Annotated in this window: 14 protein-coding genes and 1 pseudogene; 10 read left to right on the forward strand and 5 right to left on the reverse strand. The window is 32.5% G+C overall.

All coding sequences use genetic code 11. The annotated features are described in order from the left end of the window. Positions 1–74: 74 nt before the first annotated feature. From istA to JCM21714_RS23255, 4 genes and pseudogenes are all read left to right on the forward strand, one after another. Positions 75–1,642 (forward strand): annotated as a pseudogene (gene istA, locus JCM21714_RS24910) (IS21 family transposase); the annotation flags it as partial. 15 nt (positions 1,643–1,657) lie between these two features. After that, positions 1,658–2,428, forward strand: a complete 771-nt coding sequence (gene istB / locus JCM21714_RS15685) for an IS21-like element helper ATPase IstB (protein ID WP_035725765.1) — start codon at positions 1,658–1,660, stop codon at positions 2,426–2,428. A gap of 90 nt (positions 2,429–2,518) precedes the next feature. Continuing rightward, positions 2,519–2,779, forward strand: coding sequence for a hypothetical protein (locus tag JCM21714_RS15690; protein ID WP_035725744.1), 261 nt, complete (start codon positions 2,519–2,521; stop codon positions 2,777–2,779). A gap of 21 nt (positions 2,780–2,800) precedes the next feature. Then, positions 2,801–2,926, forward strand: coding sequence for a hypothetical protein (locus tag JCM21714_RS23255; protein WP_268748381.1), 126 nt, complete (start codon positions 2,801–2,803; stop codon positions 2,924–2,926). A 1,340-nt stretch (positions 2,927–4,266) separates the two neighbouring features. Here JCM21714_RS23255 and JCM21714_RS15705 read toward each other — a convergent pair. The 5 genes from JCM21714_RS15705 to JCM21714_RS15720 form a co-directional block, all read right to left on the reverse strand. Continuing rightward, positions 4,267–4,662 carry a hypothetical protein gene (locus JCM21714_RS15705; protein WP_035725753.1) on the reverse strand — a complete coding sequence of 132 codons (396 nt, stop codon included), beginning with the start codon at positions 4,660–4,662 and terminating at the stop codon, positions 4,267–4,269. A 35-nt stretch (positions 4,663–4,697) separates the two neighbouring features. Continuing rightward, on the reverse strand, positions 4,698–5,378 hold the full coding sequence (locus JCM21714_RS15710; protein WP_158413541.1) for a replication initiation protein: 681 nt from the start codon (positions 5,376–5,378) through the stop codon (positions 4,698–4,700). Positions 5,379–6,859: 1,481 nt separating this feature from the next. Continuing rightward, complete coding sequence (locus JCM21714_RS15715) at positions 6,860–7,567, reverse strand: PfkB family carbohydrate kinase (RefSeq protein WP_158413542.1); 708 nt, start codon at positions 7,565–7,567, stop codon at positions 6,860–6,862. 24 nt (positions 7,568–7,591) lie between these two features. Then, positions 7,592–7,765: a hypothetical protein gene (locus JCM21714_RS20260; protein ID WP_158413543.1), complete on the reverse strand. Its 174-nt coding sequence runs from the start codon at positions 7,763–7,765 to the stop codon at positions 7,592–7,594. 176 nt (positions 7,766–7,941) lie between these two features. Further along, the gene (locus JCM21714_RS15720) at positions 7,942–8,673 is read right to left on the reverse strand and encodes an SIS domain-containing protein (protein ID WP_052000810.1); all 732 of its coding nucleotides are present in this window, start codon (positions 8,671–8,673) and stop codon (positions 7,942–7,944) included. A 245-nt stretch (positions 8,674–8,918) separates the two neighbouring features. Here JCM21714_RS15720 and JCM21714_RS20575 point away from each other — a divergent pair, with 245 nt between their 5' ends. The 6 genes from JCM21714_RS20575 (at position 8,919) to JCM21714_RS15745 (ending at position 13,158) form a co-directional block, all read left to right on the forward strand. Beyond that, entirely contained in the window at positions 8,919–9,209 is a 291-nt protein-coding gene (locus tag JCM21714_RS20575) for a hypothetical protein (protein WP_200868468.1), read from the forward strand. 11 nt (positions 9,210–9,220) lie between these two features. Next, positions 9,221–9,916 (forward strand): sugar phosphate isomerase/epimerase family protein, encoded by a 696-nt coding sequence (locus tag JCM21714_RS15725; RefSeq protein WP_235182965.1) that lies wholly within the window; start codon positions 9,221–9,223, stop codon positions 9,914–9,916. Between the two features lie 51 nt (positions 9,917–9,967). Beyond that, the gene (locus JCM21714_RS15730; protein WP_035725755.1) at positions 9,968–11,293 is read left to right on the forward strand and encodes an ABC transporter substrate-binding protein; all 1,326 of its coding nucleotides are present in this window, start codon (positions 9,968–9,970) and stop codon (positions 11,291–11,293) included. Between the two features lie 81 nt (positions 11,294–11,374). Then, positions 11,375–11,695 (forward strand): carbohydrate ABC transporter permease, encoded by a 321-nt coding sequence (locus tag JCM21714_RS15735; RefSeq protein ID WP_035725758.1) that lies wholly within the window; start codon positions 11,375–11,377, stop codon positions 11,693–11,695. A 47-nt stretch (positions 11,696–11,742) separates the two neighbouring features. After that, entirely contained in the window at positions 11,743–12,321 is a 579-nt protein-coding gene (locus JCM21714_RS15740) for a carbohydrate ABC transporter permease (RefSeq protein ID WP_268748382.1), read from the forward strand. 9 nt (positions 12,322–12,330) lie between these two features. Then, entirely contained in the window at positions 12,331–13,158 is an 828-nt protein-coding gene (locus tag JCM21714_RS15745; protein ID WP_035725763.1) for a carbohydrate ABC transporter permease, read from the forward strand. The last annotated feature ends 817 nt before the right edge of the window (positions 13,159–13,975 follow it).

Below are 13,975 nucleotides of genomic sequence, written 5' to 3' on the forward strand. Positions count from 1 at the left end.
GAAAAGTCCCCCCCCACTAGTTTATAATAACCCATGAAGGAAAGTATTATTTTCAACATGGGGAGACTGGAGCGATGATCGATTTGAAAAAGAAACAAGAAGTCTTACTAATGCATATAAGGGAGGGAAGGTCCCAAAGGGAAATCGCCCAAAGCACTAGCGTGGATCGTAAAACGGTAAGGAAATATATTAAAGAATACGAAACAAAGAGATGCGAACTGGAGAAACTGAATTCCAATATGGACTCAGGGGAATTGATTCAATCGATTGTGGAGGCTCCTAGATATCAAGTAGGAAAAAGAGTGAAGCGCAAATTAACAAAGGAAATGGAACAAAGAATCCAAGAACAGATAGTAGAAAATAAGGAAAAGGTAAAAAAGGGATTACGAAAGCAACTAAAAAAACCTATTGATATACATGAGATGTTGGAAATGGAGGGTTTTGATATTAGTTATAGTACGGTCCTTCGCGTCGTTCGAAAATTAGAAAATAAGCCAAAAGAAGCATACATAAAAGCTGCTTATCTACCAGGTGACATTTGTGAATTTGACTGGGGGGGAAGTAAAAGTAATGATTGACGGTAAACGCCGGGTACTTCAAATGGCAGTGTTTACTTCTGCTTATGGTAATTATCGAATGGCCTATTTATTTACCAAACAAAAAACAGAATGTTTTCAAGAAGCTCACGCTTTATTTTTTGACAAAATAGGCGGGGTCTATCAAACCATGGTATATGACAATATGAAAGTAGCTGTTAAACGATTTGTAGGAGTGGAAAAAGAACCAACCGAAGCACTTTTAAAACTATCTATCTACTATACTTTTAATTATCGTTTTTGTAACATTAGAAGTGGTAATGAGAAGGGTCACGTGGAACGGAGTGTTGAAGTCATTCGAAGGAAGGCTTTTGCGTTTAAAGATTCCTTTCAAACGTTAGAAGAAGCAAATCAATACCTTATGGAGATCTGTGAAAGACTCAACGATAGGAAACAGACTGGAAAGGATTGTTCGGCAAATGAATTGTTTGCCCATGAGCAAACGCATCTTCTTCTAGCGTTACCGCCATTTGATGCAGCTCGAATAGTCAATGTACGGGCGGATAAATATTCCACGATTGTCATTGATCAAAATCATTATTCCGTACCGGATCATTTGGTCGATAAGGTGGTAAAAGCCAAAGTCTATTCCAATCGGATTCAATGCTTTCATGACGGAGATAAAATCGCAGAGCATCATCGTTTAACAGGAGGACATGAATGGGGGGATTCAATTAGATCATTACTTAAATACGTTAAAGAAAAAGCCTGGTGCATTGGCCAATAGTGTGGCGTTACAACAGGCGGAGAAAAAAATAAAAAATATCTATGAAACTTATTATACCAATAATGCGAAGGAATTTATAGAGTTATTTCGTTATTTACAAGAAGAAGCGAGTTTAAAAGAGATAGAACAAAGTATGGAGGAATTACGGAGGATCCATCCGTCCCATGTGACGACAGATAAAATTAAACTATTATGTGCCAAGCATAAGGAAGCACCTTCTCCCGTTTCTGTTGAAGAAGAAAGGAGTGATATCGCGCATCATGCCATAGAGCATTTGCGTGCTTATGATGAACTTTTTCAAACCAAATCACTCGGTAAACAGGGGGGAAATTGCATGAATAAAAGAAATTGGCGAGAAGAAGTAGTTCAATATAGTAAAGATCTAAGGTTGCCCATGATTCGGCAACATTTTGAGGAATATGTAAAGGATGCGGCAGAAAGGGACGTTGGCTATGAGGAATTTCTAGCCCTATTATTACAAAAAGAAACGGATTCAAGGCAAGAAGCTGCAAGATATAACCGCATTCGCCGAGCTGAATTTCCGTATAAAAAGCACTTGGAGGATTTATCTATATTGGATTTACCCGAAGATGCCCAAAAGAAATATAAGCGTCTTAAAACGCTTGATTTTATAAAGGAAGGGAGAAATGTCATTTTAGCCGGAAATTCAGGAACAGGGAAATCTCATATAAGTATTGGGTTGGGAATCGAGGCCTGTATGCAGGGATATAAGGTATGGTTTACTACAGTGCCACTACTCATCAATCGAATAAGAGAATGTAGATCCGAGAGAACCTTACGTACTTTCCAACATCGCTTTGAAAAGTACGATTTAGTAATCGCTGATGAAATGGGATATATATCATTTGATAAAGAAGGAGCTGAACTTTTGTTTACCCATTTATCATTAAGAGCAGGTCAAAAATCAACGATTATTACAACCAATCTTTCATTTGAACGATGGGGAGAAATTTTTCAAGATCCCGTGATGACTGCGGCGATGATTGATCGTTTAACACACCAAGCCTATATCGTCAATATGAATGGAAATTCTTATCGCATGAAGGAAACGAAACAGTGGCTTGAGGACCAGCAATTGGTTTAACAATCAAAGAAGGAGACTCGTTCATGGAAAATATGACGTTGTCGGAAACCGTAGGTTCTTCATTCTTACGAGATTGAATGTGATCCGCACATGATAGAAAAGTGGATAACAGAAGGAAAACTAAAAGCAACGAAAAGGGACAATAGCAATACGATAATTGAAATGGATGTATTGGACTTTATTGATGAACTCAGATGGTCCGGAACAGCTTATGAGAAAGAAATGGATGACCAAATCAAAATTGGAAGGATGGAGAAAGAAATAAGTTTATTACACAAAAAAGTAGATAAATTAAAAGATGAAAAAATAGATTTCGAATTTCAACTGGGGGGGATTAGCCCATTTAATTAAGAATTGGTTCCCTACTTATAATTGGAAAATTTAGGTGGGGGGGGATTTTTTAATGACTATATGGGGGGGGAATTTTCAGTTGACAATTACACATTACATACCAGGTCTGTTCTTTTTTATGATAATCAGGTAGGTTATAATCTATAATGGGTAAGATTCCAATCATACCTTGTAATTGCTCTATAATTTTTATTTCATCTTTAAACCTCTCATAAGAGGTCATGTTCGATTTTTTTAGTAACTTAATTGCAAAACTTTTATTATCGTTACTAGCTTTCCATACCTCTCCTTTTCCTCCTCCATTTATTCTTTTTGCAAGTTTCTACTCACCAAATTGCTGAAGCTTTTTAAAATTTTTAATTGCCAAGAAAATAACACCCTTTTGAAGAAGAAAATTTAGATATTCTAGCGTTAAAGTAACACACCTTACCATAAATTTACTATTTATTAAATCTAAAATTTGGAAAGATAAACCTTTATAAAAGTCCAGTTTCCACTTAAACATCATCTTGAACTCTATTGTTCTACATAATCGGATAACAGTTTTTTATAATTAAGGAAACATAAGTAACCTCTACAACAACCCTAAAACCAATTATTTTAAAATTCCTTAATACATAGGTACAACACTATATTATTTTGAATTCAAGCATTCCACATAATGGCCCGATTGGTTAACAACTAGTGTTTAAAATATATATTAATAAGTTCAGATAATCGATGTTACAAGTAGTTCGAACAAATATTAGTATTAAAACAGACTTCGACATAATATTGTAAGATTCCTCCGATAAACAGCATAGTGGTATCAAAAGTACTTTTGATACCACCCAGAAATAATCACTATATTCTATAGATATTTTTCCACAAACGTGTCCGATATTTAAATATAAATTGTCTATTACACAGGAATGAAGTGGTAAACGCATGGCTTTTACTGGTACATTATTTGCCATTCGGTTCTAAAAGCTATGGCAGAAGTGGTTCATTTCAGTGGACATGATCAATGAGATGGTTTTTCTTCTATCTCTTCTAACAGACGCAAAAATGAAGCATTTTATACGCCACAGGATTTTATCCATAAGAAAAAGTGACATTTTAAGAACAAAAAGGCACGCTTTTTTGCATGACCCTCTTCTTTTAATCAATTTTAGTTACTAATAAAGGTTATATCTGTTGCGTAAAATCGTCTGCATTATTCGATGTTACAAATAATCATCCACAAAAGAATCATTTTTAGGCTGTTCAAGTTAAGAATTTTTTTCAATAATTTATTTTTCTCCCATAATATGATCCTTTTACTAATTTTAGTTCGGATATATTTTCAACTTTAAAAGATTCATTCTTCACCAAAATATTAACTGTCTTTTCTGATAATTCAACTTGAGTTTGATTATTCTTGATGATTTTTATTGCTGAAACACTAGGGTGAAATACTACCAACAACTAATCACATGAAGATAAGACATAAAATGAATTTTTTCAGCTTACTTATTAATAACTTCAATCAAATAATCCTTATTATCCTCCCATATATTTTCTATTTCTGTTAAAGAAAATTCACTTTTTAAATGTTTTTCTAATTTGTCCTTAATAAACCAATCAGGCATAATCCCATGTTTTTCCCATCTTTTAATAAACTGTAACAGAATTTCTGCAATATTATCATTTTCTGCATGTACGTGTTGACGTGTATGTAAAAATAATTCATGTTTGTTCTCTAATACTTTTGTTATGTACGCAGCAGGATACTTCATTTTTTGATCTTTGATTTCCTCTACCGTTTGCTCTATTAAAGAATAACTGTACGTTTCCCATTTTTTAATATCATTGTCTTTTACATGAATTTGATTTTTCTCTAATAATGCTTTCACATTTTCCACAAAAATGTTTTGTTCCTCATCTTGGATAAAGTCATCTAACTTAATTGTTCCTCGTGAACTTGAATAAAAAACACAATTTCTTTTACTTGACGACCTTGTTTGATTTCCTCAAAGGAAAAAATCAATTTACCTTTTCGATCTAACTCTTTCTTTGCTTGATTCAAAACTCTTTGTTTGAATTGACCATAACCTTTATACTTCCCATCTACACCTAGCATTTTCTTTAAAACTAGCAAATCGAAGCGTCTTTTTCCAATTGGAGCATATTGTTTTAATAATTCATATAAACGTATAGAATAACTACTTCGCATATCTCCTATATATTGATAATTATACTTGGTAAACTGCCCTTCTAATTCTAATAATAAGTCCTTGATCAATGTATTGAATGAGAGATAGATTGTTCCGTTATCATATACCAAAGAAGATAGCCAAGGAAACCAACCGATCTTTTGGTCATTTTGTATTTTAATTCTTTTACCTGATAATTCATCACCAATTATTTCGATTTTCTTATGATACGCATTTCCTTTCAAACCACCTGCCCGCATAAACTCTTTTACATCAAACGATACAGTTGGAAACTGATCCGGATTGCTTTTAATTTTACTGGCAGCATAACGAATAATTTTATGTTCCGTTGCTGTTAAGTCACTATCGTAATAAGCTTCTACTAGATTATTAGATTGGACAACCATTTGGTTTTGTTTTTTCACTATCTCCATAGAATCACCTTAACCATTATCTTAATAGATTGTTATATTGCTTAGATTATACGATTTCCCAGTTAAAATCTACCGTTTAGCTGAAATTCGTTATAAGTATAGCGATTATAGGATGAAATATAGCAACTGTAGGATACACTGTAACAAATGTAGGATAATTCTATCTATTTTCAGACAAATATAACAAATTAAATCTCTTAAACCTTTTATTAATCCCATTAATAGGGTCTATTTCATGTATTAAATATATCTCATCCTATAATTGTTATCTTTTATCCTATTTTTGTTACATCTTATCCTACTATTGCTATCTTTCACATCCAACAATTGCTATCCTTTATCCTATTATTGCTATCTTATTTAAGAGTTTAATCCTATAATTGCTATCTTTTATCCTACTATTGCTATGTTTTTATCTTGTAATGCCTGCCACGTAACGGATACAACGCTTCTAAACTATTAAAAAGATTTAGATATAAAATAATAAAAGATATATAGAAAACTCTTTTAAATCTTTGTGAAGAAATTTAGAACTATTGAAAGCAATAAAAAAATTAATATATTACTAGACATAATAATAAGTATAGTTAGAAAGGTTAAACCTGAAAGAAAATGAAACAATCAATCACTGATAAATATTCAAAATCAACTTTCACAGTTTAAATACTCCTTAGAATATTTGATGAGACTGAAATTACTTGAAAAAGATATCCAAAATAAAACAAAAATACAACCAATTCGGAATCAAGAATGAAACTAATTTTTATATTAGCTCAATTTTTAAAATGAAATAAACTGGTGACACTGCTTACTTAAGCGAATATTCGGCATGACGTAAGAAGAATCGATTACATAAAATGCATAATAACATTGACAAACGTATGATAGGTTACAAGCGACGCCAAGAGGCGCTACAAAAATCAACAGAAGCAATGTTTCAACTCTTGGATGATCTTCATTCGTTAAAGCTTTACGCCATAACCCTATTATTTAATAACTGGTTTTCCTTCTCTAAGGAGTATTTTTCTTAGTAAAAACGAATTAAAAGTAAAAGTATAGCATAGTCGTTTTGGTATAAATCAAGATATATCAAGATCTATAACATTATTTTACGGTGTGGAAGTCAAGATTTATAAGTATTCCTAATGCTAGAACCAAGCTCATCTATTCTTCCTATTTCCTTAAATAACTTTACTAATGCATAAGGTTACCTTATTTAGGTAAATAAAAAAATAATAAAAGGCCATCATTTATAAAGTAAAACCAGAGGTATTATTGTAGACTTCGAATTACTTTTAAATAATGACCTCTCATTTCGGGGGGGATTAAAAGACTAAGAAAAAAGTTTTTTTATGTGAATGATCGATATTTAATGGCTATGGATGGAAGAACATAATCATTTGATGACTTTTCTGACTTATTGATAACACTCATTCGCTTACTAGATCTCACGAAATATGATCAAATACTTATTATAAGTTCATCAAGTCTTCAAGGACTGGAAAAGAATTTTGTCCTCCATCTTTTGTTACAGCAATTGCACTAACGTTTGTTGCGAATTCCATACTTTGTTGCATATCGTGATTATTAAAAATGCCATATGCGATAGCGCTAGTATAAGCATCACCTGCTCCGGTTGTATCTACACTTTTAACTTCTTTAGCTGGCTGAAAATACTCGTTAGTTCCATCAAATGCCACTGATCCATTTTTACCTAAGGTCACAATAACAGGACCATTAATTTGTTTATATAAGGTTTGACTTGCCATCTTTGCTTCATCGATTGTATTTACTTCACGTGAACAATAAAATGATGCCTCAGATTCATTTACTATGAGACAATCAATGCAATTGTACATGTTTGGAGTAATTTTCTTTGCTGGTGCTGCATTTAGTATAATATAACAACCGTGTTCCTTTGCTTTTGTCATTGCATATTCAATTACAGATGTTGGATTTTCTAACTGAAATATCATGATCTTACTATTTTTAATTATCTCTTCTGCTTGATCAACGTCATCAGTTGTAATATCAAAATTAGCTCCTTTTAAGATTGTACTATAATACTCGCCGTCTGGCATTATGTGCACTACAGCGGTACCGGAGCGTCCATTAGTTTTTTGAATATATGTAGTATCTACATTATTCTCTTTTAAAGAATTAATCATTATATCCCCCATATGAATCATTTCCCACTTTACCTATCATATAGTCTTCATTTTTAATTTGCCTGATTGTGCAGCTTGATTTGCACCTTTTCCTCCACACATTTCAACCAGTTCCTCACCAATAAAAGTTTCTCCTATCTTTGGCATGCGTTGTTGTTTTACTAATAAATCATAATTTAAACTTCCGAAAACCGTTATATGTTCCTTCATTTTACAAAAACCTCCCTCTCGTTATTTATTATTTTTATTTAAACGTTGATGTTTGACAGCTAAGTTGGTTCTCTCAAGATTTTCTGTTGTCTTTTCATAATTATCTAAAACAACAGAGTTATATAATGCATCTAAGATATTTAAATGGACAATTCTTGTAACAGCATTTTCACCAGTTAGCGGAGAATTGTTAGCGTATGAACTAATTGAATATCTGCGTTTTCTGTTATTGGACTTTTAACGTGATTTGTAATACATATAGTTATTGCACCAGTTTTTTTAGCTGTCTGTAATGCGTAATTTACCGATGCTGTAGTACCAGAGTGAGAAATACCTATCGCAATATCTCCTTCTTTTAATAAAGAAGAGGCCATTAATTGCATATGTGTATCACGATAAGATTGAGCTTCTATCCCTACTTTCAAAAATTTGTGGGCAATATCATCTGCAATACTGCCTGAACCGCCTAAACCAAGTACTAAGACTTTTTTAGCATTTTTTAATGCATTTACTGCTCTTTTAAAATCAGATTTATCAAATCCTGCCATGGTATCTTGTAATGCCACAATAGAGTTGCGAAATACTTTCATAAAAATATCTTCTGAGCTGTCATTGATATTATATTCTTCTTGATAGGGTACATCATGGTTGTTTAAAGCATAATCAGAAAGAGTTTTCCTTAAAGATAAATAGCCATTGCATTGAAGTTTTTTACTTAATTTTACAATTGTAGCTTCGCTTACATTTAATTTATCTGATACATCATTAATGGTCATTTTACTTAACTCAACATAATTATTAATGATGAACTCAGCCACTAATTTCTCTTTATTACTAAGTGAGGGAAGAATACTACGTGTATAAATTATGATATCTCTCCCATTTAGTTCTTGTTCTTCACCATTCATTTTTAGTCCACCCCCCCTTTTTTTACTTATTTCAATTATAAAACAAAATACCAATGACAGCAAATTAAAATTATTTTACTTTAATATATAAAAAATAAACTTTATAACAAATAAACGCTAATATTGTGCTATTAAAAATATATTTTTTACTTATTGACTTTTTAAAATAAATATTATATATTGTTTTCAACAACAAATTTTATTTAATTTTTGTTTGTTATAAAATTTTTTTGAGGAGGAATTATATGAATAACCTAAAATTTTCTACTCGGTTAAACTCATTTTTTACAGAACCAGATAAGTTTTGGGACGGATCAAAAGAAAAGGTTACTACATTAGATCTAATTGAAAGAATGTCACATGTTGAAGGACTTACTCATGTGGAATTAAATTATCCTCAGCATTTTACAGAAGTAACTGTCGATGAAGTCAAACAAAAAGTGAAGGATCTTAATTTAAAAGTAAGTGGAATCGCTTTACGTTATGATCAAACGTTTTATAGAGGGGGGAATTTACCAATAGCCAGAATGAAATAAGACAAAAAGCTATACAACTAACGGAAGAAGCTGTAGAGATATGTGATGAGCTTGGAGGAACCGTAACCACGATCTGGATGGCGAATGATGGCTTTGATTATTCATTTCAACTAAATTATCAGGAAGCTTGGGAGATGCAAGTCGAGGCAATTAGAGAAGTTGCTCAAAAAAATCCGAATTCCAATATAAGTATTGAATATAAGCCTTATCAACCAAGAGCGTTTACACTATTTAGTGATATTGGCACAACTTTACTAGGGATAGAAGACATAAACTGTGATAATGTTGGGATAACATTGGATTTGTGCCATATGTTGATGAAAAAAGAAAACCCTGCACTTTCACTTGCATTAGCGCAATCGCGAAATAAGTTAATGGGAATTCATGTTAATGATGGTTATCAAGATAATGACGATGGAATGATGTTAAGTTCTGTGCACTTTATCCAAACACTTGAATTCATTTATTATCTAAAAAAGTATGATTATAACGGTCTTATCTACTTTGATACTTTTCCTATTCGTGAAGATCCTATTAAGGAATGTGAAATGAATATTAAGGTTTTCAAACTAATGAATGAGTTGATTGATCAGCTAGGCTTAGACCATATTGATAACATTGTCAAAAATAAAGACTCTCTTGAAAGTCAGAATATTTTATTATCTATCTTGAACACCGTTACAAAAGAAAAAGCAAAAATTAGTTAGTGATTATTTTAATCACTAACTACATTACTTAAACTAATAGGAGGTTTTCTCATGTTATTAAATTTTAAGAAAAGTTTCTTTGTAATTTGTGTAATCGCTTTCTTTTTTATTGCTGGTTGTGGCTCGGAAACTGATAATGCGTCAGGTGATGAAAGCAATAGCAATGGTAGTGATGGAGAAGAAAATGTAAACTTAGTTTTTGCAACGATTAGTGGAGAAAGCATAGTTCGGTGGGAAGAGGAGATTGCAGCGTTTGAGGAAGAAAATCCAAACGTTACGGTGGAATTGAGAGATTATGACGATGATTACTATAATCAAAATGCAGTTAGACTTTTCAACTCTGATGATAAGCCAGATGTAGCCTGGTTCTGGGCAAACGGTTTTTATCATGACATTGTTGATTCAGGTGCACTTTTACCTCTTGATGAGTTATATGAAAGTGAAGGTTGGAATGACGTGTTAACAGAACAAACATTGGAGTCTTATACTTCTTCAGATGGACATAAATATGCAGCTCCAGAATCTATAGTTTTAAATCCAATCATTTTTTATAACAAAAAAGCGTTTGAAGAAGCTGGGCTTGAAGAACCTGAAAACTTTGAAGAATTCTTGAAGATGGGGGATCCATTAAGAGATGCAGGTTATATACCTTGGACATCAGGTATGGCTAATCCTAGTCAGGCAACAGCTTTATTAGACATTGCAATTAAAAGAACCGTAAGTCCCGAACATTATCAACGGTTATTAAGCAAAGAAGACATGGATTATACTCATCCGGATATAGTAGATGCATTCCGTTTGATGCAAGAAATGGGCTCGAATTTAATGCCTGAAGGGGTTGCAGGTATTCAAGCAGATGAGGCAAGAGCGATATTTGCTCAAGAACAAGCAGCAATGTATAGTGATGCATCCGTTAACGCTGGTCCTGGAATGTTAGGAAGTGAGTTACCTGAAGACTTTGAATTAGGAATGTTCTTTTACCCTGAATTTAGAGAAGATGCAGGTAAAACAATTGGATACTATGACGGTCAAGCGATTATGGCAATAAACGATACTGGAAAAGAGGAATGGGCCAAGAAGTTTATTTCTTTTGTAATGAGTAAAGAGCGACAAAAAGTAACGGGTGAAAATTCATCTAACTTCCCGTCAAGAACTGATTTATCTGAAGAAGAAATTTTAGAAGTTTATTCTGAAGTTGAAGCAGAAATGTATAAAGAGATGCAAGAAGAAGGAACACATATTATTTTCAATACAGTAATGCCAGGTGCTTATCGTCCTGCAGCAGTTCCGTTAATTCAAGGTTTGATAATGGGACAATATACACCAGAAGAATTTGCTGAAGAGTTTAATAGTATGGTAGAAGAAGTTCATGAATAATTCAAATGGAGAACTCGTCTCTATGGCGAGTTCACCTTACTACTTTTTCTACAGATAAGATACGATGAAAGGAGATTATTCATGGATAAATATACTCAATCTATACCTTCCATTAATAAAGATCGCCCTAAGAGTAAATTTACTACCTTTAAACGCACATTGAATGAACATAAAATGAGTTACTTATTTATATTGCCGTCCATTCTATTAATGTTAACCGTAATGGTAGCGCCATTAATCCATTCCTTTAGTTTAAGTTTCTTTAAATGGAATGGCTACAGTGAAGCTGAGTTTGTTGGTGTGAGTAATTATATTAAGCTTTTCACAGATGATCGATTTTGGAATGCGGTAGTTAATAACTTAAAATATATTTTTTATTTGCCACAATTACTGTTGTTTTAGGTTTTTTATTTTCGATTGCTATCGATCGAAGGCTTGTTGGATGGAGAATTTATAAATTCGTATTTTTCATACCAGTAATGTTAATAACTGCTGTAATATCGGCTCTATTCGCACAAGTATTTGAACCGAATTTTGGTATATTAAACACGTTTCTAAGAACAATAGGTTTAGAGGAATATACTCAATTGTGGTTAGGGAATCCGAATCTGACGGTTTATTCCATTATTGCTGTAGCAATATGGCAAATTACTGGATGGACAATGCTGTTGTTTTTATCATCAGTTGAAGGAATACCAACTGAGATTCATGATGCTGCTACGCTTGATGGGGTATCAGAATGGCAACGAATTATTTATATTACGCTTCCAATGGTAAAAAGAATGGCATATGTCATCATTATGCTTCAAATAATTAATTCACTTAAAACATTTGATCTTATTTGGGTTATGACCCAAGGTGGACCAAATTACGCTTCTGACGTGCTTGGAACGATTCTTTATCGAACCGCATTCTCTGAACAAAATTTCGGATATGCTTCTGCCATATCTGTTTCAATGACAATTATCGTTATGATAATTTGTAGCTACTATATTAAATTATCAAAATTATCAAAAATAGACGGGTAGGTGATGTAATTGAATATAAAAAAGCTATCTAAACCAGTCGTATATTTATTACTGATCATATGGACCATTCTAGTTACGTATCCATTGATTTATATGTTTATTACATCGGTTAAATCACATGGAGAAATATTACGAAATCCTTTTGGTTTGCCAGAACAACTTAAGTTATCTAATTATGTTACTGCCTTAACTGACTATGCAATGGGATCCGCTTTGCTTAATAGTATTATGGTCACAGTTGGATCATTAGTTATCCTTATATTTGTTGCCGCAATGGCTGGTTATGCAGTGGCGAAAAAAGCATTTCCAGGGAATAAAATATTCTTCATTACAATGGTAGCATTTATAGCGATTCCAATTCATGCCTTAGTGGTACCGGTATATTATTTTATTGAAAATCTTGGATTAACAAATAATTTATTTGCCATTATGATTATCTATGCTGCATTTCATCTGCCGATTAGTATTCTTATTATGCGATCCTTCTTTGAAACGGTACCGAATGCTGTGGAAGAAGCTGCGAGAATAGATGGATGTAGTGAATTTAAAACATTCTGGTATATAGCCTTACCAATGACAAAGGTAGGAATGGCGACAGTTGCCATTATTAATGTCATTACGATATGGAGTGAATATATGTTTGCGTCTGTACTATTAACAAGACCAGAATCTAGAACACTGCCAGTTGCTGTTGGAGCTGTCAGTTCTGGTAACTCAGGATTTGACCATGGTATATTCTTTGCCTCATTAGGGATTGCTACAATTCCAATGTTAATCATTTACTTTGTATTCTCGAAACAGATTACAAAAGGTGTTGCTTCGGGCGCAGTTAAATGATTTAGATTCTAAAATAAATTACTTATATAATCATAGAATGAAAGAAAGTATTCCACAGTGACAAGAATGGAGGGTTACTTTCAATGAATATAGTAATAAAAACTTCCTGGGTTTTGTCTATCACAGATGAAATCTGGGAAGTTTTTTAAGAAAATAAACATGAGAGATATCTTTTGTTTTATGTTTTAAGCACTACAAGGGGGGGGACAAGAGACGTTTATAATATTTTATCCCAAAAGAATCTCTCGCCTTAATATCAGATATAAGTAGACTTAATACAATTTGTGATGCTACATCAGGTAACGGTTGCATCCACATGCTTATCGTAGGTCCCTTATATGTAGAAGAAGAATCTCATATCTAATCTAGTACGATATTGCATACTCTTCAGTGAAATTGTTGTGTTGTTGACGGGAAACCAGTGAAGAAACTTTCTATAAGGATAAGTTTGCTACATGTTTTTGTGACATACAAAAAACATTTTTTAACAGTTACTTCTTCTACAGTCTATAAAGTATATTATGTATTTCTAAATGCGAAAGTTGAATTCAAACCAAAGATTCAGCTAAATTCTTTTTAAAAATGCATTTGTGATAATTAATAATATTTATTAAATTTAATTGATTTATATAATGTAATATATTAACCTGAATTATTCATCGTTTGTTGAAAATCGGTGATCCAAGTCTTATTTTTAATCTAATGATGTTAAAACATAAAATAGTGGCGAAATTATTATTAAGTTGCAAGTGAAATAACCTAAATATGGTAATTTTATTATTTTTAGACAGACTTATCCTATGATTAAACAAATGAC

It is taken from the genome of Gracilibacillus boraciitolerans JCM 21714, assembly GCF_000521485.1.
Lineage (GTDB): Bacteria > Bacillota > Bacilli > Bacillales > Amphibacillaceae > Gracilibacillus > Gracilibacillus boraciitolerans.

Excerpts from the sequence above, each read along its gene's own strand:
- JCM21714_RS15720 (WP_052000810.1), bottom strand. The coding sequence starts at position 8,673 with ATGAATGGTGAAGAACAAGAACTAAATGGGAGAGATATCATAATTTAT.
- JCM21714_RS20260 (WP_158413543.1), bottom strand. The coding sequence starts at position 7,765 with ATGAAGGAACATATAACGGTTTTCGGAAGTTTAAATTATGATTTATTA.
- JCM21714_RS20575 (WP_200868468.1), top strand. The coding sequence starts at position 8,919 with ATGAATAACCTAAAATTTTCTACTCGGTTAAACTCATTTTTTACAGAA.
- JCM21714_RS15730 (WP_035725755.1), top strand. The coding sequence starts at position 9,968 with ATGTTATTAAATTTTAAGAAAAGTTTCTTTGTAATTTGTGTAATCGCT.
- JCM21714_RS15690 (WP_035725744.1), top strand. The coding sequence starts at position 2,519 with ATGATAGAAAAGTGGATAACAGAAGGAAAACTAAAAGCAACGAAAAGG.
- JCM21714_RS15715 (WP_158413542.1), bottom strand. The coding sequence starts at position 7,567 with ATGGGGGATATAATGATTAATTCTTTAAAAGAGAATAATGTAGATACT.
- istB (WP_035725765.1), top strand. The coding sequence starts at position 1,658 with ATGAATAAAAGAAATTGGCGAGAAGAAGTAGTTCAATATAGTAAAGAT.
- JCM21714_RS15735 (WP_035725758.1), top strand. The coding sequence starts at position 11,375 with ATGGATAAATATACTCAATCTATACCTTCCATTAATAAAGATCGCCCT.